The organism is Nitratireductor arenosus, from assembly GCF_009742725.1.
Taxonomy (GTDB): Bacteria; Pseudomonadota; Alphaproteobacteria; order Rhizobiales; family Rhizobiaceae; genus Mangrovimarina; species Mangrovimarina arenosa.
The window spans coordinates 1-19055 of the sequence record NZ_WPHG01000002.1; the positions used below are offsets into that span (position 1 = coordinate 1).

At 64.8% G+C, this 19055-nt stretch carries 17 protein-coding genes; 7 read left to right on the top strand and 10 right to left on the bottom strand.

The window, feature by feature from the left end:
- Positions 1 to 288: 288 nt before the first annotated feature.
- From GN330_RS06930 to GN330_RS06940, 3 genes are all read right to left on the bottom strand, one after another.
- Entirely contained in the window at positions 289 to 747 is a 459-nt protein-coding gene (locus GN330_RS06930; RefSeq protein WP_156711986.1) for a BA14K family protein, read from the bottom strand.
- Between the two features lie 345 nt (positions 748 to 1092).
- Complete coding sequence (locus GN330_RS06935; RefSeq protein ID WP_156711987.1) at positions 1093 to 1308, bottom strand: cold-shock protein; 216 nt, start codon at positions 1306 to 1308, stop codon at positions 1093 to 1095.
- 271 nt (positions 1309 to 1579) lie between these two features.
- A complete protein-coding gene (locus GN330_RS06940; protein ID WP_156711988.1) occupies positions 1580 to 1969 on the bottom strand; it encodes a hypothetical protein in 390 nt (129 codons plus the stop codon).
- Between the two features lie 271 nt (positions 1970 to 2240).
- Between GN330_RS06940 and GN330_RS06945 the strand changes: the two genes are divergently transcribed.
- Complete coding sequence (locus GN330_RS06945) at positions 2241 to 2468, top strand: hypothetical protein (RefSeq protein WP_156711989.1); 228 nt, start codon at positions 2241 to 2243, stop codon at positions 2466 to 2468.
- 245 nt (positions 2469 to 2713) lie between these two features.
- Here the strand turns inward: GN330_RS06945 and uvrB are convergent, their stop codons facing one another.
- The 3 genes from uvrB to GN330_RS06960 all read right to left on the bottom strand — a co-directional run bounded on the left by uvrB (position 2714) and on the right by GN330_RS06960 (position 7900).
- Complete coding sequence (uvrB, locus tag GN330_RS06950; protein ID WP_156711990.1) at positions 2714 to 5782, bottom strand: excinuclease ABC subunit UvrB; 3069 nt, start codon at positions 5780 to 5782, stop codon at positions 2714 to 2716.
- A gap of 116 nt (positions 5783 to 5898) precedes the next feature.
- On the bottom strand, positions 5899 to 6327 hold the full coding sequence (locus GN330_RS06955) for a GNAT family N-acetyltransferase (protein WP_156711991.1): 429 nt from the start codon (positions 6325 to 6327) through the stop codon (positions 5899 to 5901).
- 388 nt (positions 6328 to 6715) lie between these two features.
- Positions 6716 to 7900: a pyridoxal phosphate-dependent aminotransferase gene (locus GN330_RS06960; RefSeq protein WP_156711992.1), complete on the bottom strand. Its 1185-nt coding sequence runs from the start codon at positions 7898 to 7900 to the stop codon at positions 6716 to 6718.
- Between the two features lie 262 nt (positions 7901 to 8162).
- Here GN330_RS06960 and GN330_RS06965 point away from each other — a divergent pair, with 262 nt between their 5' ends.
- Positions 8163 to 8861 carry a GntR family transcriptional regulator gene (locus tag GN330_RS06965; protein WP_156711993.1) on the top strand — a complete coding sequence of 233 codons (699 nt, stop codon included), beginning with the start codon at positions 8163 to 8165 and terminating at the stop codon, positions 8859 to 8861.
- 79 nt (positions 8862 to 8940) lie between these two features.
- Here GN330_RS06965 and GN330_RS06970 read toward each other — a convergent pair whose 3' ends face one another.
- Both GN330_RS06970 and GN330_RS06975 read right to left on the bottom strand, forming a co-directional pair.
- Positions 8941 to 9456: a SixA phosphatase family protein gene (locus GN330_RS06970; RefSeq protein ID WP_156711994.1), complete on the bottom strand. Its 516-nt coding sequence runs from the start codon at positions 9454 to 9456 to the stop codon at positions 8941 to 8943.
- Positions 9457 to 9465: 9 nt separating this feature from the next.
- Positions 9466 to 9981 carry a hypothetical protein gene (locus GN330_RS06975; protein ID WP_156711995.1) on the bottom strand — a complete coding sequence of 172 codons (516 nt, stop codon included), beginning with the start codon at positions 9979 to 9981 and terminating at the stop codon, positions 9466 to 9468.
- A 249-nt stretch (positions 9982 to 10230) separates the two neighbouring features.
- Here GN330_RS06975 and GN330_RS06980 point away from each other — a divergent pair, with 249 nt between their 5' ends.
- Positions 10231 to 11475, top strand: coding sequence for an endonuclease/exonuclease/phosphatase family protein (locus GN330_RS06980; protein WP_197435081.1), 1245 nt, complete (start codon positions 10231 to 10233; stop codon positions 11473 to 11475).
- A gap of 531 nt (positions 11476 to 12006) precedes the next feature.
- Here GN330_RS06980 and GN330_RS06985 read toward each other — a convergent pair.
- Positions 12007 to 12765: a helix-turn-helix transcriptional regulator gene (locus GN330_RS06985; RefSeq protein ID WP_197435082.1), complete on the bottom strand. Its 759-nt coding sequence runs from the start codon at positions 12763 to 12765 to the stop codon at positions 12007 to 12009.
- A 384-nt stretch (positions 12766 to 13149) separates the two neighbouring features.
- A complete protein-coding gene (locus tag GN330_RS06990; protein WP_156711997.1) occupies positions 13150 to 13890 on the bottom strand; it encodes a LuxR family transcriptional regulator in 741 nt (246 codons plus the stop codon).
- A 574-nt stretch (positions 13891 to 14464) separates the two neighbouring features.
- On the opposite strand from GN330_RS06990, the gene GN330_RS06995 reads away from it, so the two are divergent.
- From GN330_RS06995 to GN330_RS07010, 4 genes are all read left to right on the top strand, one after another.
- Complete coding sequence (locus tag GN330_RS06995) at positions 14465 to 16078, top strand: FAD-binding oxidoreductase (RefSeq protein ID WP_246188581.1); 1614 nt, start codon at positions 14465 to 14467, stop codon at positions 16076 to 16078.
- Positions 16079 to 16562: 484 nt separating this feature from the next.
- Positions 16563 to 16805, top strand: a complete 243-nt coding sequence (locus GN330_RS07000) for a DUF1344 domain-containing protein (RefSeq protein WP_156711999.1) — start codon at positions 16563 to 16565, stop codon at positions 16803 to 16805.
- 169 nt (positions 16806 to 16974) lie between these two features.
- The gene (locus tag GN330_RS07005) at positions 16975 to 18195 is read left to right on the top strand and encodes an NAD-dependent epimerase/dehydratase family protein (protein WP_156712000.1); all 1221 of its coding nucleotides are present in this window, start codon (positions 16975 to 16977) and stop codon (positions 18193 to 18195) included.
- 33 nt (positions 18196 to 18228) lie between these two features.
- Positions 18229 to 19053, top strand: coding sequence for a glycosyltransferase (locus GN330_RS07010; protein ID WP_343040386.1), 825 nt, complete (start codon positions 18229 to 18231; stop codon positions 19051 to 19053).
- Positions 19054 to 19055: the final 2 nt, after the last annotated feature.

A 19055-nucleotide genomic window follows, 5' to 3' on the forward strand; every position in this document is an offset into this window, starting at 1 on the left:
CTGGATCACAGACCACTCGAAATCCGTGAGATCGAATCGGGCCATCGAAAACCTCCATGCAAGGAGGTCACTGAATCAGAAGCGCGCGCCAAAAGGAATCCTGTTTATGGGTACGTGACCTAGAGCGTTTCCAGGCGAAGTGGAACCGGTTCGCCGTTCGGAAACGCGTTAAAACAATAAGGTGGAGCCGGTCTGCGATTCCGCGAAAAGCAGAACGGCTCTAGGGTATCCCGACAGGAAAAACCCCGCCCGCAAAGCGGACGGGGCAGCGCGCGTCATGCCTGGAGGTCAGTCGGCGACGCAGAAATGGTCCTTGCCGTCGTAACCGCGATAGGTGCCGGTGCTGACGTTGAAGGAGCGATAGCGCTGCTGGCAATACCGCATCCATTCGCGCGTCCAGGGCTGATAGCCGCCGCCGGCATAGGGGTCGGCATCGACCACGCGCCGGCGGTACTGGCGCGGCTGCGGGGGCGGCGGGAAATCGTCGAAGCCGGCATCGGGGTAGTCGTCTATATAGGCCGGGGCCCTGTCCGCGCTGTTGACGGCGCCGACGATCAGGCCACCGACGACGAGGCCGAGAATGCCGGCGGCGAGGAGATCGTCCTTGGCGTTCTGGCGATGGTTGATTTCGGGATGGCGTGGGCGATGCTCGCGCCAGCGCTGTCCGGCGCTGGCTTCCAGGACCGGCACCAGGGTGGTCGCCGCGACCGCGGTGGCGAGAAGCAGGGACTTAAAAAAACGGTTCATCAAGCTCTCCTTGAAAGCGCCGGCGCGGGAGGCGGGCCGGAATTGGCGCTGTTTTAGAAGGGGGCGACTGAACGCTGGCTGAACGGCGCGTTCAGCTTGGACGCGGCACCGAAAAGCTGGCGTCGGGTTTCGAAACGATCATGCTTTGACAGGGAGGTGGATCGATGGCGCCGCGGTGGGCTGCCGCGCTCCGAAAAGCGCTGGTGCCCGATCGAGACGCTGTGCCCGGCTTAACTTGGCGGGCGGCCGGCGCGGCCGGCGTGACTGTTCGGAAATGGCCCGGCCACTCGGCCGGGTTTTGGCGCGGGACCGGCGGCCCCGCGACGCGAAAGCGTGAGAGCGATCTCAGGCGAGCATCAGATTGACCGCCTTGGGGCCCTTGCCGCGTCGGTCGGGTTCGGTGTCGAAGGAAACCTTTTGTCCGTCCTCGAGCCCGGTCAGCCCGGATGCCTGGACCGCCGAAATATGGACGAAAATGTCCTTGGCGCCATCGTCGGGCGTTATGAAGCCATACCCCTTGGCGTGGTTGAAGAACTTGACGGTTCCGGTCATCTGACCCATCGGAATCTCCTTTCTCCCGTCAGTTTGCTCGGTTTGCGGGCAAGCCGCATGTCATCGGTCGTTCACTGGGGGAGAAGAAACAGTCGGATCGACGCCGGGGCGGTGCCAGTGGCCCTCTCGTTCCGCGATCCACCCGGGCGCCACGGGCGCAGTCCTAGGCCGGGGCATGCTATTCCAGTCTCCGGGCCGGCAAATGCCCGAATGCGGAATTTGTCCCTTATTTTTACGTTTGCGGCAAGCGCGGATTTGCCGGCACGCCCCGCGACCGGGCTCAGTCGGAGATCGCCGGTTCGCTCGAACGCCGGATAACACGGATGCGGCAATCATTGCCGACATGGCGATGATAGATACGGCCGGCGCCCGGCACGCGATGAAGCCGCGGGTCGCGGTGGCAGTCCGCCGGCTTGCGGGGCTGGGCCGCCTCGTCGGCGACCGGCCGGCAGTCGCGCCGGCGGTGATGGTGGCGCACTGTCTTGCCGAATTCCGGCACGAAATGGCGGCGCGTGTCCCGATGGCAACCGCCGACCGGGATCAGGGCAAGCCCGCCATGCGGCGTCGACGGTTGTACCGCAAACACCGGAGCGGCCGTGGCGCCGGAGATGGCGGCCAGGGCGAGGGCCCCGGAAAGAAGCAGGCATGCGATGGCGGAACGAAGCGTCAAGGTCCGGCTCCCGGTCTGGTGTTCTACGGGTCTATCTGGGGCCGGAAAGGCCGCCGATCCAAGGGGCGTTTCGAAAAACGGGATTTTTCCCTAACCAAAGGTGAAGCAGGCCGCAAAGCCGCCGGCCGCCACGGACCTGTCGGTGCCGTAGCGTTACTGTGCGGTACAAACTGTGATCTCCCTCGCCGATCCGTTTCCACATTGTATGCGTTTAATAGTCAGGTTGGTAAAAATGCCCGCCGATGGAGCCGGCCGACAGGAGGCCAAGGAGATGACCCGCCCCACGCAATCCCCCCGCCGCAAGCCCGTCCCGGCGCCGCCGCGCCCGAAGGAGGCACGCGAAGCGATCCGACAGGTGGTGGAGGCGGTGTGCAGCGAGCTCGGCGTGTCGGCGCGCCAGCGCGCGCGTCGCGCCGCGATCGAGCAAAGGGTTGTCGTTGCCTATAATCACGGTCCGCGCCAGCCGCTCGATCTCGTCCGCGCCGGGCTGGAAGGCTGACCCGGTCCACGATGCCGCAACCGGCTGTCCCGGGCCTGTCGCAGGCGATTGATCGGCGGATCCAGGTTTAGGCTGCCGAGTGCAACCCGTCGCAAAACCTAACGTCCATTCCGCAGATTGGCGGGGAGCGTCGCGCGGAGCGGATCGACCTTGGCGCCTCCATTTCCTTTGCGGAACCGGCCTGACTTCGCATCAATCCGCCGGACAGGTGAGCCGGACAGTCCATATCCGTCGGCACCCGGCCCTTACCGGCCGGGCCGGCCGCTCTTTTTCGGACGCCGCGCGCGGCGCTCGTCGGCCGGGTCCTCGTAGGAGCCGGTGCCGGCGCGGTGGCGCTTGACCGGTTTGGCCTCGTTGCCGGGCGTGGGCGGTTCGCCGCCGAGCGGCTTTTCGGTACGTCCGACCGTCATCTCGTCGAGCGTGTTCTTGCGGAACAGCGATTTCCCCACGCCCGCCTTGGTGTCGTCGGGCCGGTCTTCACCCGGCGTGCCGTAGTCGGCCCCATGCGCCTCGCGATGCGACTGCTTTTTAAACAGCGAGCGCGGCACCGCGCCGGCGGGTGTGGCATGATCGCCCGATCCGCCCATGTCGTCGAGCGCCGGCTTGGAAAACAGGCTGTCGCTGGGCGCCGGCACGGGCGCGCCGCCGCGCGGTTTTGCCGATTTGCCCCTGGCCTTGTCGCGCCGGCTTTTTTGCGTGTTCTCCACGCCGGTATCGCGGGCCATCGGGTCGTCCATGACGGCCAGTTCGGTCTCCTGCAGGCGCTTGATCTCGTCGCGCAGGCGGGCCGCCTCCTCGAAATCGAGGTCGGCGGCGGCGTCGCGCATCTTCTTTTCCAGATGCTCGATATGCGATTTGAGATTGTGGCCGACCAGCGCGCCTTCCCCGGTATGGCTGGAAATGTCGGCCCGCACATGGTCGCGCTCGTAGACCGAATCGAGAATGTCGGCGATGCGCGATTTCACGCTCTCCGGCGTGATGCCGTTTTCAGCGTTCCAGGCGAGCTGCTTCTCGCGCCGGCGCGCGGTCTCGGCCATGGCGCGCTCCATGGATCCGGTCACCGTGTCGGCATAGAGGATGACGCGGCCGTCGACATTGCGCGCCGCGCGGCCGATGGTCTGCACCAGCGAGGTCTCGGAGCGCAGGAACCCTTCCTTGTCGGCGTCGAGAATGGCCACGAAGCCGCATTCGGGGATGTCGAGCCCCTCACGCAGCAGGTTGATGCCGACCAGCACGTCGAAGGCCCCAAGACGCAGGTCGCGCAAAATCTCGATCCGCTCCAGCGTGTCGATGTCGGAATGCATGTAGCGCACGCGCACGCCCTGCTCGTGCAGATATTCGGTCAGGTCCTCGGCCATGCGCTTGGTGAGCACGGTGCACAGCGTGCGGTAGCCGCGGCGGGCCGTGTCGCGGATTTCTCCCAGAACGTCGTCGACCTGGTTCTTGGCCGGGCGCACCTCGACCGGCGGGTCGATGAGCCCGGTCGGGCGGATGACCTGTTCGGCGAACACGCCGCCGGCCTGCTCCATCTCCCAGCCGCCGGGCGTCGCCGAGACCGCGACGCTCAGCGGGCGCATGGCGTCCCACTCCTCGAAACGCAGCGGCCGGTTGTCCATGCACGACGGCAGGCGGAAGCCGTATTCGGCCAGCGTCGCCTTGCGGCGGAAATCGCCGCGATACATGCCGCCGATCTGCGGGATCGTCACGTGGCTCTCGTCGACGAAGACCAGTGCGTTGTCTGGCACGTATTCGAACAATGTCGGCGGCGGCTCGCCCGGCGCCCGGCCGGTCAGGTAGCGCGAATAATTCTCGATGCCGGCGCAGGAACCGGTCGCGTCCAGCATTTCCAGGTCGAAGCGGGTGCGCTGTTCGAGCCGCTGCGCTTCCAGCAGCCGGCCGGCTTTTTCCAGTTCGTCGAGGCGGTGGGCAAGCTCTTCCTTGATCGACCGCGTTGCCTGGTTGAGCGTCGGTCGTGGCGTCACATAGTGCGAATTGGCGTAGATTTTCACCAATTTCATGTCGCCGGTCTTGTGGCCGGTCAGCGGATCGAATTCGGTGATCGATTCGATCTCGTCGCCGAACAGAGAAATACGCCAGGCACGGTCCTCCAGGTGGGCCGGGAAGATCTCGATCGTGTCGCCGCGCACCCGGAACGAGCCGCGCACGAAATTGATGTCCTGGCGCTTATATTGCTGGGCGACGAGGTCGGCGAGAAGCTGGCGCTGGTCGAGCCGGTCGCCGACCTGCATCTGGAAGGTCATCGCCGTGTAGGTCTCGACCGAGCCGATACCGTAGATGCAGGAGACCGAAGCCACGATGATGACGTCGTCACGCTCCAGTAGCGAGCGCGTCGCCGAGTGCCGCATGCGGTCGATCTGCTCGTTGATCGAGGATTCCTTCTCGATATAGGTGTCGGTGCGCGGGACGTAGGCCTCGGGTTGGTAATAGTCGTAATAGGAGACGAAATATTCGACGGCGTTTTCGGGGAAAAACTGCTTGAATTCGCCGTAGAGCTGGGCGGCAAGCGTTTTGTTGGGCGCCAGGATCAGCGCTGGACGCTGGGTCGCCTCGATCACCTTGGCCATGGTGAAGGTCTTGCCCGAGCCGGTGACGCCGAGCAGCACCTGGGTGCGCTCGCCGGAATCGACGCCTTCCACGAGGTCGCGAATGGCGGTCGGCTGGTCGCCGGAGGGCTCGTACTCCGTCACCATGCGGATCGGCACGCCGCCTTCCGACTTTTCCGGCCGTTCGGGCCGGTGCGGCGTCCACAGCTTGCCGTTCTTGTGCAGCGGGTTGCCGCTTTCGATCAGCTTGGACAGCGCCTCCACGGTCGCGGTGACGCCGGAATTGGCGAGCGAGCCGGCGTCTTCGAGCGAGATGTCGAGGCCGGCGACCGGGTTCAGGCCGGCGGCGGCGCGGTCCTTTGCGGAAGCCGCGCCGCCCATCGAGGTACCGCGCGCCGTCTTGGTCGGGGCGGCGGAGCGTTCGGGCACTTTTTTCGACGGGCGCGCCGGAGCGTCGCCGGCGGCCTTGACGCGGTGCTTGCCGGCGGCCGAGCGAATGGCGCGCATTTCCGCCGCGCGCGCATCGGCTTCGGCGGCGCGCTCCATCTCGCGCGCCCAGTCCGCTACCGATCCCGACAACGGCGCGGCGGAAATATCCTTCTGTGGGGCTTCCGCGAAGCCGCTATCGCCGCGCTCCAGCGGTTCGGCCGCGTCGTGAAAATCGGTCAGCGGGCTGCGCCGCTTGCGCGTGCCGGGCCGGTCGTCGGCCGCCGTCGGGCGCGGTGCCTTTTTGTCGGATTTGGAAACCATGCCGGGAATATGGAGAGAGTCCGGCCGAAAGGGAAGGGTTCGGGTCGGTGCGCCGATGCCGGCGCGTCGCGCCTCCTGACAAGAGGGTGTCAGGAAGGTCGGCGCGCCGGCGGCGATCAGGCGGGGTAACGCAGGCGGATCACGGGGTGGCCGGTCCGCTCGTCCACATGCCGTCCGGTCTCCACGAACCCGTAGCGGGCGTAAAAGCGCCGGCCGACGGCATTGTCCACGAACACGTCCAGTTCGAGGTGGCCGCGTCGGGTTACGGCGTCGTCCACCAGCGCGCGGCCAAGGCCGCGGCCGTGAAAGGCGGGGTCGAGAAACAGGCCGCCGACCTGGTCGCCGAGCAGCGAGATGAAACCGACCGGCCGTGCGCCCATCCACGCGGTACGGGTATCGGCAGCCGGCAGGTAGACATCGCGGATGTTGCCGGCCTCGCGCTGCAAAAAATCCTCGCCGAGAAAGGGATGGGCGAGACGGCTGGCCTTGAGCCAGATAGCGACGATGGCGTCGTCATCGACGCCGGGGCGGTAGGTCTTGATCATGGTTTGCTCATGTCCGGTTCGGGCAGCACCAAACATACGCCGGCACGCTGCGCGGCGGGCTGCCTATTCAGGATATTGGTAAGCCAAACGAACAGGGGCCCCGGCTTGCGACGGGGTTCATCCGTTTGCGGGGTGCTGCCGCCCCTCCTTTACCGGGACATAAAACCTCCGAGCATTCGCCGAACTGCTAGCGCGGATCGCAGGGACGCGCAAGTTCGTGTTCGCCGCAGCCGGGGCCTTCAGCCGAAATCCTTCGGCGTCAAAAAACCGGCGACCCGGGCCACGCCTGGAGCCAGCGCGGACCAGTCGGCCCCGATCTCGAACCGCGCCAGCGCCGCGGCTGAAAATCCCGTCAGCGTCAGGTTGCCTCACGCGCGAAACGCAGACGTTAGTTCACCAATGACTGCTTTACCCGGTCGCCGATGCCGGCCAGGCGGTCGACCGGCTCGTTGCTGAACACCAGCCGTACAAACTGATCCGCGTTTTCGCTGCCCCAGTCGCGCATATAGGTGGCCGCGACCCGACCGCGCTCCAAGAGGCGTTGCGACGCTTCAAGGGACGTCAGCCCGAATTGGCCGACGTCGAGCAGCATCGACCATCCGCCGGCCGCCGGCACCAGGACGGTTCCGGAGCCCGGGTCGATACCGCGCAGTTCGTCGACGATGACGTCGCGCCGGGCCTGCCACTGCGCGATGGCGTCGGCGAGACCCGACCGCGCTGGGTCGCCGGACATCAATCGCGCGACGGGCATCTGGGCGATCCCTACCGCGTCTGCCGTATTGTAGATGTGGGCCTTGGCGATGGCGTCAAGCGCTGCGTGCGGCCCGACGACCCAGCCGACCTTCCAGCCGATCATGCGGTATTCCTTGGATGCCGAACCCACGGTGATCGTGCGTTCCGCCATGCCGGGGATCGATGCCGGGTGTATGAGCGCGCGGCCGTCATACAGGATGTTTTCCATCGCCGCGTTGTAGATCAGCCAGCAGTCGTTTCGCTGGCAGAAATCGGCGATGGCCTGCCACTCGCCGGCATTCAGCACCGCTCCCGACGGCATTGAAGGATTCATGATGAAGACCGCCCGGCACGAGGGGGACGCGGCCGCCTCCAACCGTTCCAGGTCGAGGCGCCAAGCGCCCCGATGACGCCGGAACGGCACGAATGCCGGCGTTGCGCCCACCATCCGCACACGGTTGATCATGCCGCAATAGGTCGGGTCGGTGACCACCACCTCGCTGCCCGGATCCACCAGGGCGAGCAGCGAATTGAACAAACCTTCCATGCCCCCGCACGTGATGACGACCTCGCGGAAGGGGTCGTAGTCGTGACCGCATTGGCTCCTCAGCCGCGCCGAAACGGCCTCACGCAATTCGCTGCGACCCGTCAAGGGAAGCCAACTGTTGCTGTCGTCGTCGGCTGTGGCGCGAACGGTTTCGGCCACGGCCAGTTGAGGCACGGCGACGTCTGTGTCGAGATTCTCCAGTCGCAGAATATCCGGGTCGTTGCCAGCGGCGAGAGCGACGCGATCGAGACCAATCCCGGAAATTCCATCGAGTCGTTTGGCTGTTGCGGGCATGACAGCATCCTCCGATACAGGTTCCTGATATTAAATATTGGATCCAATATCAAGGTTAATGCGCCGCAATCGGACGGACATGCTGTGAGACCAGTTTTGATCGATCTGCGTAGGATCGCCACGCGTGCGGGAAGTGAACGACTGCGCGGGCCCGGGCGCGGACCGTAAGGCATGCTGATATTGGCCGGCTCGATGGGACTTGCCCCTAGCCGTCGATTCAGGGTGCCGATAGAATGCGGCGCCGTTCTGCGAAAAAGGCGTGATGGTGAAGACACTTCAGACCCTGATTGAAACCAGCCGTCGCCAGTACAGAACGATGACTGAAATGGTTGCCGCGACACTGCGTGAGGCAATCATCGGAGGGGCGCTTGGAAGCGGCGAAATGATTCGGCAGGATCAGCTTGCGGCGGCCTTCGGCGTCAGCCGGATGCCGGTGCGCGAGGCGCTGCGCCAACTTGAAGCCGAAGGGCTGGTCGAGTTTCTGCCCCATCGCGGCGCGGTCGTCGCCGAACTCAAGCCCGACGAAATTCTCGAGATGTGCGAAATCCGGAGCCTGTTGGAATGTCACGCGCTGAAAAAAGCCGTGCCGACGCTCAGCGAAGACGTTCTACGGCGGGCCGAATGCGTGCTCGATGAACTGGACGAGGAAAACGATGTCGCGCGCTGGGGTGAAATGAACCAGCGCTTTCACATGACGCTCTACGACAATCTTCGCGGCACGCGCCTATACGACCTGGTTGCGGCCCAATATCAACACCTTGATCGCTACATCCGGGTAACGCTGACCCAGCTTGACTATGCCGGGAAATCGCAGGCCGAGCACCGAATGCTGGTTGCCGCGTGCCGTGCCGGGGACCCCGATCGGGCAGCGGAGGTGTTACGCGCGCATCTTGCAAAAAGTGCTGGCGCGATCGCGGAGCTGTTGGCCGGCCAGCAAGCGTTGGCTGGAGCGCAGCGGTGATGCAAACCACTGAATGATCGGGCCTCTGTCGAAGCCGACGGCCCCGATCTACGACCGGATGGCCCTTGCGTGTCGGTGGCTATTCTTCGTCCTTGGGCTTCAGGAACGCCGCGAGACGCGTGGTGCCGGGGGCGAGGCCGGACCAGTGCCTTGTCACCTCGAACCGCGCCAGCGCCCCGGTCGGAAACTTCGTTCGCAGCCGCGCCAGCGCGTCCGCGTCCGAGCCCGGCCCGGCAAGGTTTTCCGCCAGACGCTCCAGCCCCGGATTGTGGCCGACGACGAGCAGCCGCCCGGTCGCCGGCGGTACAGTCCGGATCGCGGCCAGGATCGCCTGGGGATCGGCCTCGTAGATGTCGGACTCGAACCGGGTTTCGACCGAACGCGGCAATCCGGCTGCGACCAGTGCCCAGGTCTGCCGGGTGCGCAGGGCGGGTGAAACCAGCGCCAGATCGGGTATCCAGCCGCGCCGGGCGATCGCGCGCGCCATGACCGGCGCCGCCTTGCGACCGCGCGCGGCGAGCGGTCGGTCGGCATCGTCGAGCGTGGCATCGTCCCAGCTCGATTTCGCATGGCGCAGCAGCAGGAGTTCGCGCATCGCGTGAGCCTAGGGACAGCCGTCCAGCGCGACGGCCAGCGTATCTTGGGCGCCGTCGAGCGAAAAGGCGGCGAATGTTTCGAAGGGCGAGCCGTCGGCGGCGTTGGCGGCGGTGATGTCGAAATAAAGCACCAGGCGATGCCCGTCCCGCAGCGCCTCGATCAACCGGCGGTCGAGCGGGGCCAGGTGGTTTTCGGCCACCGTCCCTTCCGAAAACAGCACCACCGCGACGTCCGAGGCGGCCGCCACCAACGGCCAGTCATGATCGTCCACGCTGGCGATGATCTTGCCCGGCCGGTAAAAATAGTCGGCCGTACCGCCGGCCCGCGGCAGGACCGGACCGCCATCGGTGGCGTGGAGTTCGATCTGGAACGGATCGCCGCAGCCGATGGTCAGCGCAGCAAGGGTGCTGTTGGTGTCCTGCGCCGCGGCCACCGCCTGTCGCTCCTGCAGCCGCCATTGCGCGTGCGCGGCGGTGCTGGTTACGGCAAGGAGAAGCGCGGTCAAAAGGCAGTGCGGTTTCATGATCGCCAGTTTGCGCGAACCCGGCCGGCTTGCAAGCCCGGACCGCCCTTCGGCCAATGCGCGAGATTGTCGCGTCCGAGCATGGTCTCGAAAAGTGGATGCCGATTTTCCGGAAAAGACGGTGCCGGAGCAGGACGATGGATCATGATGGCGAGTCGGCGAACCGCCATCATGTTCTTGTGTGAAGTCGGCCACAGTGCCTTGGTCCGGTCGATGCCAGTATAGCGTGAAAACGATCGGGGTATCGCCATGGTCGCCTACTGGAAGTTGCGCTATGCATTCAAGCGGCTCGACAAGGCCGCGCGCAAGGCCGCGCGCATCCGCACCATCGATGGCCTCGCCCGCCTGCGGCAGGCGATCGCCGAACGGATGCCCGACCGGACTGCGTCCTCGACGCTGTTGCTCGGCACTTGGAATATCCGCAATTTCGACGACGACCGTTTCGGCCACGGGTCGCGGCTGGAGGAGAGTTTTTTCTATCTGGCGGAGGTGATCTCGGCCTTCGACATCGTCGCCGTGCAGGAGATCTGCGACGATCTCGGCCCGTTCCAGGAATTGATGAACATTCTCGGCCCCGGCTACGACTTCATCATGACCGACGTGACCGAAGGCCCTGGCGGCAATCGGGAGCGGCTCGGCTTCCTTTACGACCGCAGCAAGATTTCCTTCAAGGGCGTGGCCGGCGAGATCGTGCTGCCGTTCTCGCGCCAGATTTCAGATGTCACAAAGGAGCGCCAGTTCGCCCGCACGCCGTTTTCCTGCACCTTCCAGTCGGGATGGTTCAAATTCGCCTTCGCCACCGTGCATATCTACTACGGCAGCAATTCGCCGGGTTCGGACAAGTTCAAGCGCCGGGTGAAGGAAATCGACGCGGTCGCCAAATTCATCGCCACGCGGGCGCGGCGGGACCCGGTCTACAACCATATTCTGGTCGGCGACTTCAACATCGAGGATTTCGAGGGCGAGACCTTCGACGCGCTGGCCAGACATGGCTTCGAGGTGTTCCGCAACAAGATCGGCAGCAATGCCAAGAAGACGAAATTCTACGACCAGATCTCCTTCCTGCCCAAACACAAGCAGGTCGCGCTCGCCAATCCCGGCAGCGGCAAGGCGCACGGGGTGTTCGACATGTTTTCGGTCGTCTTTCGCGACCAGGATTTCACGCTGCACGATCCGGCGATGTCGGCGATCATCCATGCGCGGCGCGACGCGGCCGATGCCGCGCGCGAGAAGGCCGAAGCGCGGCTCGCCGCCGCAGCGACGGATTCCGCGCGCGAGCGCGCGGAAAAGGATCGCGACAAGGCGGTGCGGTCGATCGAGGCCGAAGAGCGGCTTCTTGCCGACCGGGATGCGCGTGAGGCCTATTATCTCAATGAATGGCGGACCTTCCAGATCAGCGATCATTTTCCGCTGTTCGTCGAACTGAAAATCGATTTCGCCGACAGCTATCTGGAACGGATGCGCGCGGAAGCCGAGAGCGAGAACGTCACCTGACAGCCGCCGGCGTCCGCCGGGCCGGCGCGGCGCGGGTCGTCGAATGTGATCGTTAAGATTGCCCTAAGCCGCGATCCTCAGTTTTCGTATCCGAAATGACGCGAATATCCCTGGCGGTACAACCGCGCTAAGGTGCCGTCATATTCGGGAGGAGAAGCGGAAAACGGCGGCGCCGGTTTGGCACTGGAAGAGCCCTCCACCAGACATGCGAGGGATAGGCAACGCCATATGGTGTTATGACGTAATCGCGCCGATGCCGGTTCTAACCCATAGTGACATCAGGGTCAGCCCCCACCCCACGGGTGGCCGCCCATAAATCCACGGGAGCAGGATCGAGAGCTCTTCCCTGTTTCCGCGGTGCGCGGCCAGCGCTCAACCCCACCCCTATGGTCGCTGGTCGCGCGAGCCTTTCGGCATCCGTTCCGCAGGCGATGGGCCGCACGCATGCTCCGTCTCAAGCACCGTATGCATCGTTGCAGGAGGCCAGACATCGGCCTCGCGCTCCGGCACGACACGGTGTTTCGACCCGTGCTATTCGATCAGCCGGAGCCGGATCGCCTTGGCGACGGCCTGCGTGCGATTGACGGCGCCCAGTTTCTGGCTGGTCGTGGCAACGTACTGGTTCACGGTGTGCTCGGAAAGACCGAGTATCGCCGCGATCTCGACACTGGTCTTGCCGGCGCTCGTCCAGCTCAGGCATTGCAATTCACGTGCGGTCAGGCGCGGGCGCGACTGTCCCCGGTCGGGCGGCTCGAATGCGGTCATGCGCTCGTACAGCCCGTTGCACCACAGCGACAATTGCGCGGCCTCGCCGATGTCGGGGACGGACCGTTCGCCGCCGAACAGCGCGAAGCCATGCGGTGCGTGGGTGGAGAAGACCGGTAGACCGAGGCCGGTGCGGATACCGAGGCGGGCCAGGAGACGGTCCGTGCCACGATTGTCGTTTTCGGCGCCGACCGTGCTCGTATCGACCGACGTCGGCGTCCGGCAATCCCAGAAAAAGGGGTGGCCGGCCTGCAGCGCGTTGAGCAGCGCCATGTCGCCGGAGGCCGTTTCCATATCCTGATATTCCTGCACGGACCCGTGCGGCAGGCTCGTCAGGACGAACTGGGGCGAGAGGTTGGCGCCGGCTGCGCCATGCGACTTTAAGATCGCGAAATGACGATAGCCCGCATCGTGCGCCAGTTCCTTGAGAAGGTCGTACGTCCCCACCAGTCCCGCCACGCGTTCGATGCGCTCGCGAAACGATGTCCAGTCCTTGCCGGCCGAGATCAATGCAGGTCGTGGCATTTGCCTTGCTCGCGTGCCGGATCGCCGACGTTCATATGGCTGCGCTGAACCCGGCGCGCCGATCGAGTATGTGGGAACGAAACCGCAAATAGGCGTTGCCGTGCAGAAAACAAGCATCGTCAGGCATGGCCTATGGTGCTGGGCGTGGTTTGCCGGCCCGCGACGACGGGATTGATGTGTTGGGGCGCAGCATTGAGCAACGCACGCAACCTTCCGGAAAACATTTGGTCCGTCCGTCCGCCTGCTTGTTTAAGAATATGATTGCAGACCACGCGCCGCGCCGATCGGGAAATTGCGCTACGATGGGTGCACATCCGCTGTGCGTGAGAGCGCCGCGCCACAGGTGCGGTTCGGGGGGGGGCGCGATGCCGGAACCGGACCGTCTCAGTCGATCAGGCGACGACGCATCGCCTTGGCGACCGCGTGGGCGCGGTTCATGGCGCCCAGCTTCTGGCTGCTCGACGCGATATATTGGTTGACCGTGTGTTCCGACAGCCCGAGGATCATCCCGATCTCGAGACTGGTCTTGCCGGCCGAGGTCCAGACCAGACATTGACGCTCCCGGTCGGACAGCCGCGCGGCGGGTTCGTCGCGACCGGGTGTCTCCAGTGTCTCCACGAGGCGTTCGCTAAGATGGGCGGCAAGCATCAGCAGATAGGAAAGTTCCGCGCATCGCGGCTCGTCCCGATCACCGGCGAGAAAAAGCAGTCGCCGTTCGCCGGGACGCCCCCCGACCGGCAACGCCACTCCCGTGACAAAGCCATGTTCCTCAAAAAGCGCTGCGGCACGACCCGCCTCTGCCTGGTTGCGGCGGGCGGAGGTTGACTTGGACGACCAAACGAACGGCGCGATGGCGTCGCGCGCGCGGGCGATAACGGGGCTTGTCGCCAGAAGGCCGTAGGCGTCGTAATCGCGCAGGAACCGATCCGGCCAGTTGCTGATCAGGATGTGGCTGGACAGTTGCTGGGTGGCTTCGGCCGGAAGGTCGAGCATCACCCCGTGGAGATAGCCGGCGCGGCTGCAAATATCGAGCAGAACGGCGTAGGCGTCGTAGCGATTGCGGATCGCCGCCATTTTCTCGATAAGGCCGGTGAGTGAAGCGAGGGTCAGTGAATTCGGGGGCATCGGCTTGATCGCGCCTCTTGGTTCTGTTCGTTTTGCGCCACTGCGGACTATCCGTGACACACTGTTGATGCGCGCGTTCGCGGCTCGAACCTAGCGGTTAGGCCGGCAACCCGCATCGGGACTATCCAATTTTTCCCCAATTGATCGTGATTATTGCCAAAATAGTTGATAATTCATGTGACTGACCGCAACCGGCGGCAATGTGCTCGTCGGGCGTCGCGAGCATGCCGCAAAAGGAGATGCTTTCCGCGCATCCGGAAGCGCTGACTTACAGCGTTCGGGCAGGATCGAGCCTGATTCACGCCGGGCCGCGGCACCGGCCATGTTTTTTGACAGACGGGCGAACCTGGAACGTCATCGTGGCACGATGGGCGGAGTGGCTTGCGATGCGATCGAACGCGACGACGGTGTCGGCTTGTCCGGACGGGTTGCCGGACGGCCGCTGGCGGGTGCTCGAGACTGTGCGGCGGCCGGCATCGAACACAGTTGCGCTGATCCGCGAAAGCCGGTCTAAGCATGCCTGACCGAGTGTGACCGGGAGGCGGATTTGGCGACACGGCGCAGGCGTTTCTGGATGTCGAGGCGCGCTCTTCTGGGCGCTGCGGTGGGGGTCGGCGCCATCGGCTGGAGCGGCGCGACGGTGGCGCGGCTGTCGCGCGACCCGTCCGGGCCGAAGGATGCCGGGCGGATTGCCGATGTCGACGGTCTCGGCCTGGCCACTCCCGAACCCGACGTATCGCCGCCGCACGATCCCGAACTGCCGTGGATGTCGAAAGGCGGCGACCTCAACGATGCCAGCGCCTTGTCGCGGACGCCGGTCTACGGTGTCGTCGGCGTGCGCAGCGAACAGGACGTGGCTGCAGCGCTTGATTTCGCCAAAGCCAACGGCTTGAAAGTGTCTGTCGCGGCGGTTCGGCATTCCATGGGCGGTCACGCATTCGACGATCATGCGCTGGTGCTCGACATGCTCGCCTTCAACGGCATCGCCGTGGACGAGGCCGAACGCACCGTCACTGTCGAGCCGGGCGCGACCTGGCATGACATCCAGAACGTGCTGCATCCGCGCTTTGCGGTGAAGGCAATGCAGTCGACCGACATCTTTTCCGTCGGCGGGTCGATCTCCGTCAACGCGCATGGCATGGACCATCATGCCGGCGCGCTGGCCGGTAGCCTGCGCACGATGCGGGTCATGCTGCCCTCCGGCGAGGTGTTGACCTGCTCGCGCGAGGAGAACGCCGAGCTCTTTTGGCACGTTCTCGGCGGTTACGGCCTGTTCGGCGTCATCGTGTCCGCCACGCTCGAGATCGTTCCCAACGCCGTCTACCGCACCTCGCGCGCGGTCATCCGCTCCGAGGATTTCCCCGGCTATTTCGAGCGCGAATTGGCGGGCGAGGGCGGCCCGGGCCTGTTTTACGGCCATCTCTCGACCGCGCCCGGCAATCTGCTCGAAGAAATGATCGTCTATCGCTACGACGTAGTGGCCGAGCGGGCGCCGCTCGACATGCCGAGGCTCGGTGCCCCCGGCGCGGTCAAGGTCAAGCGGTTTATCATGAACCTCGCCAAGCACGGGGCGCTGTTCCAGCGTCTGAAATGGTACGCCGAGAAGCACCTCGAGCCGGAATTCGAAAACTGCACCGTGGCGCGCACCGACGCGCTCGGCGAGGGCGAGGCCTGCCTGGTCTCGCGCAACGACCCGATGCACGATTCCGTGCCGTATCTGTTCAACGATCTCGCCGCCGACACCGATATCCTGCACGAATATTTCGTGCCGCGCGCCGCCTATAATGCCTTCATCGCCGATGCGCGCGCGGTGCTCGCCGGGCAGTCATTGCCAGTGCTCAACGCCTCGGTGCGGGTGGTGCATGCAGAGGACATCGCGCTTTCCTACGCGCGTGAGCCGGCCTTCTCGCTGGTGCTCTACATCAATCAGCCGGCCGACGGGACCGGCAATGCCGCGATGCGCTCTCTGACGCGGGCGCTGATCGACCTGACCTTGCGCCATGGTGGGCGTTTCTTCCTGCCCTATCAGCTTCACTATACCGGGGCGCAACTGCTCGCCAGCTATCCCGAACTGCCGAGATTCCTGGCCAGCAAGCGCGCCTATGATCCCGGCGAGCTGTTCAGTTCGACATTTTATCGCGTGCTGAAAGCGATGGCGGCCGGCGCGCCGCCGCCAGGGCCGGCCTGAACCAGGCATCGGTTTTCATCACGCCGTCCGTTGCGATGTTCGCCGTCTCGGCGCGTCCGTTTCAGGCCGCGACGGTGCCGGCCGGCGCCTTCGCAAAGGTGTGTTGCGGCGGGACCGGGCGCTCACATTATTTATATTGCGTAACGCGAATTTATTGGGCGGTGCCGCGCTGGCGGGTTGCTCAAGCCATCCGTGAACGGGCGCGCGCGACAATTTCGGCGAAGTTGCGTCCGTCGCTGTCGCGGGAACCGGCGGCCTAGCGCGTCCGTGCCGCCCGGAGCTCGGCGGTCGATGCCGTTGGAGGCGCGCTTGCGCCGGATTGTGGCAAAAACAAGTCATTGAAATCGTTAGGTTCTTTTACACGAGTTGATTTGCGGGCGGCCTGCGCTGGTGCCTAGATAAGCCCCGTCGGACGGGACTTACCCAAACGGGTCTCAGGCAACGGATATCCCGGCCGGCGAAATGGAAATAACGGAGTCATGTCATGACAAAATTGCTTACCGCCCTTGCCGCTACCGCATTTTTTGCCGTTGCCGCCCATGCGGCCGAGGTACAGGGCACGGTCCAATCGGTCGATCCGGCCAGCCGCACCATCATGCTCGACGATGGCACGAGCTATGTCGCCGACGCCGCCGTCGATCTGGAATCGCTTGCGGCGGGCGACAAGGTGATGATCACCGTGGACGACGCGACCACGAGCGCCGTCGAGGTCAACAAGCAGGAGTAGGCACGGCGGACCCGATCCCTCTCCCGGCCGGTCCCGCAAGGGGCCGGCCTTTCTCGGTTCGGCCGGCCGGGTTTGCTTCCGCGCCGGGCGAGATCGTTTCGGCGGCGTACCATTCCTGTCATAAATGCCGGCTAACACGTGACAGGATTTTCTGAGAGGGACAAATTTGATGAAGATAGCGGTTCTCGGCGGTGACGGTTTCGTCGGTTGGCCCACCTCGTTGCACCTGTCCGACCGCGGTCACGACGTCCATATCGTCGACAATCTCTCGCGGCGCTGGATCGACACCGAACTCGGCGTGCAGTCGCTGACCCCGATGGATTCGATCCAGGAGCGCACCCGCATCTGGCACCAGGAGACCGGCCGGCGCATCCATTTCCACCTGATCGACCTGGCGCGTGACTACGAGGTGTTGAAGCGCTGGCTTGCCGAGGAGCGGCCCGACGCGATCGTGCACTTCGCCGAGCAGCGCGCCGCGCCCTATTCGATGAAGAGCGACCGGCACAAGAACTACACCGTCAACAACAATGTCAGCGCCACGCACAATCTGCTGAACGCGGTGGTCGAAACCGGGCTCGACGCGCATCTGGTGCATCTCGGCACGATGGGCGTCTACGGCTATTCCAGCGTCGGCGCGGCGATCCCGGAAGGCTATCTGTCGGTCGGCGTCGAGACGCTGGCCGGCGAGACGGTCAGCCAGGAAATCCTCTATCCGGCCAATCCCGGCTCGATCTACCACATGACCAAATGCCTGGATCAGTTGCTGTTCCAGTTCTACGCCAGGAATGACGGGGTCAGGATCACCGATCTGCATCAGGGCATCGTCTGGGGCACGCATACCGACCAGACCCGCCGCCACGCCCAGCTCGTCAACCGCTTCGACTATGACGGCGATTACGGCACGGTGTTGAACCGTTTCCTGATCCAGGCGGCGATCGGCTATCCGCTGACCGTGCACGGCACCGGCGGCCAGACCCGCGCCTTCATCCATATCCAGGATTCGGTGCGCTGCATCGAACTGGCGCTGAACAACCCACCCAGATCGGGCGAGCGGGTGAAGATCTTCAACCAGATGACGGAAACCCACCGCGTGCGCGACCTGGCCGAGATGGTGGCGCGGATCGCCGGGGCCGAGGTCGCCTATCTGCCCAATCCGCGCAAGGAAGCGGCCGAGAACGACCTCGTGGTCGACAACGAGCAGTTCATGGCGCTCGGGCTCGACCCGATCACGCTGGAGGCCGGGCTGCTGTCGGAAGTGATCGAGGTGGCGAAAAAGTTCGCCTATCGCGTCGACCGGTCGCGCATTCCCGCCGTCTCGGCCTGGACCAGGGACATCGCGCCGACGGTCGAACGCGATCCCGAGGGCCGGCGGCTGAAAAGCGTTTCCTAAGCCCGTGGGCGAGCGAATGGCGAGGCTTTCCCGGTGAGCGCTGCGCGCGCCTATGTCACGCTGGTCACCAATGCCGATTTCGCGCTCGGCGCGACCGCGCTGGTGCGCTCGCTGCGGCTGACCGCAACGAGCGCCGATATCGTGGTCATGCACACCGGCGGCGTCGAGCCGGCGGCGCTGGCGCCGGCCGCCGCGCTCGGCGCGCGGCTGCGGCCGGTCGCGATGCTGGCGACCTCGGATGCGTTCAATGCGCGCCATGCGAAGAGTGAGATTCACGGCCGCAACCCCTTCACCAAAGGCGAAAAGCCCGCCTTCCATACCCCGCTCGACAATTTCGCCAAGCTGAGGCTGTGGCAGCTGGAGGAGTATGACAGCATCGTCTTTCTCGACGCCGACACGCTGGTCCTGCGCAATATCGACCGGCTGTTTGCCTACCCGGAGTTTTCCGCCGCGCCCAATGTCTACGAGCGGCTTGCCGATTTTCATCGCATGAATTCGGGCGTTTTCGTCGCCAGGCCCTCGCAACGGACGTTTGAAAAAATGCTTGCCGCGCTCGATGCGCCCAGCGCCTTCTGGCCCCGCACCGACCAGACCTTTCTGCAGAGCTTTTTTCCCGACTGGCACGGCCTGCCGGTGTTCTGCAACATGCTGCAATATGTCTGGTTCAACCTGCCGGAACTGTGGGACTGGAATTCCGTCGCGGTCGTGCACTACCAGTACGAAAAACCCTGGCAGGGCGACCATGCCAAGGCCGACAGGCTGCGGCCGCTGATCGATCTGTGGCGGGCCTTCCACCGAGGCGGAGCGATCCCCGATATCGCCACCCTGCCGCCGCCCGTCCCGTCGGCGCGGAGTTAGGG

Excerpts from the sequence above, each read along its gene's own strand:
- GN330_RS06995 (WP_246188581.1), top strand. The coding sequence starts at position 14,465 with ATGTCGAGGCGCGCTCTTCTGGGCGCTGCGGTGGGGGTCGGCGCCATC.
- GN330_RS06930 (WP_156711986.1), bottom strand. The coding sequence starts at position 747 with ATGAACCGTTTTTTTAAGTCCCTGCTTCTCGCCACCGCGGTCGCGGCG.
- GN330_RS06960 (WP_156711992.1), bottom strand. The coding sequence starts at position 7,900 with ATGCCCGCAACAGCCAAACGACTCGATGGAATTTCCGGGATTGGTCTC.
- GN330_RS06985 (WP_197435082.1), bottom strand. The coding sequence starts at position 12,765 with ATGCCACGACCTGCATTGATCTCGGCCGGCAAGGACTGGACATCGTTT.
- GN330_RS06945 (WP_156711989.1), top strand. The coding sequence starts at position 2,241 with ATGACCCGCCCCACGCAATCCCCCCGCCGCAAGCCCGTCCCGGCGCCG.
- GN330_RS06975 (WP_156711995.1), bottom strand. The coding sequence starts at position 9,981 with ATGAAACCGCACTGCCTTTTGACCGCGCTTCTCCTTGCCGTAACCAGC.
- uvrB (WP_156711990.1), bottom strand. The coding sequence starts at position 5,782 with ATGGTTTCCAAATCCGACAAAAAGGCACCGCGCCCGACGGCGGCCGAC.
- GN330_RS07000 (WP_156711999.1), top strand. The coding sequence starts at position 16,563 with ATGACAAAATTGCTTACCGCCCTTGCCGCTACCGCATTTTTTGCCGTT.
- GN330_RS06990 (WP_156711997.1), bottom strand. The coding sequence starts at position 13,890 with ATGCCCCCGAATTCACTGACCCTCGCTTCACTCACCGGCCTTATCGAG.
- GN330_RS06955 (WP_156711991.1), bottom strand. The coding sequence starts at position 6,327 with ATGATCAAGACCTACCGCCCCGGCGTCGATGACGACGCCATCGTCGCT.
- GN330_RS06935 (WP_156711987.1), bottom strand. The coding sequence starts at position 1,308 with ATGGGTCAGATGACCGGAACCGTCAAGTTCTTCAACCACGCCAAGGGG.
- GN330_RS06965 (WP_156711993.1), top strand. The coding sequence starts at position 8,163 with ATGGTGAAGACACTTCAGACCCTGATTGAAACCAGCCGTCGCCAGTAC.
- GN330_RS06970 (WP_156711994.1), bottom strand. The coding sequence starts at position 9,456 with ATGCGCGAACTCCTGCTGCTGCGCCATGCGAAATCGAGCTGGGACGAT.
- GN330_RS06980 (WP_197435081.1), top strand. The coding sequence starts at position 10,231 with ATGGTCGCCTACTGGAAGTTGCGCTATGCATTCAAGCGGCTCGACAAG.
- GN330_RS07005 (WP_156712000.1), top strand. The coding sequence starts at position 16,975 with ATGAAGATAGCGGTTCTCGGCGGTGACGGTTTCGTCGGTTGGCCCACC.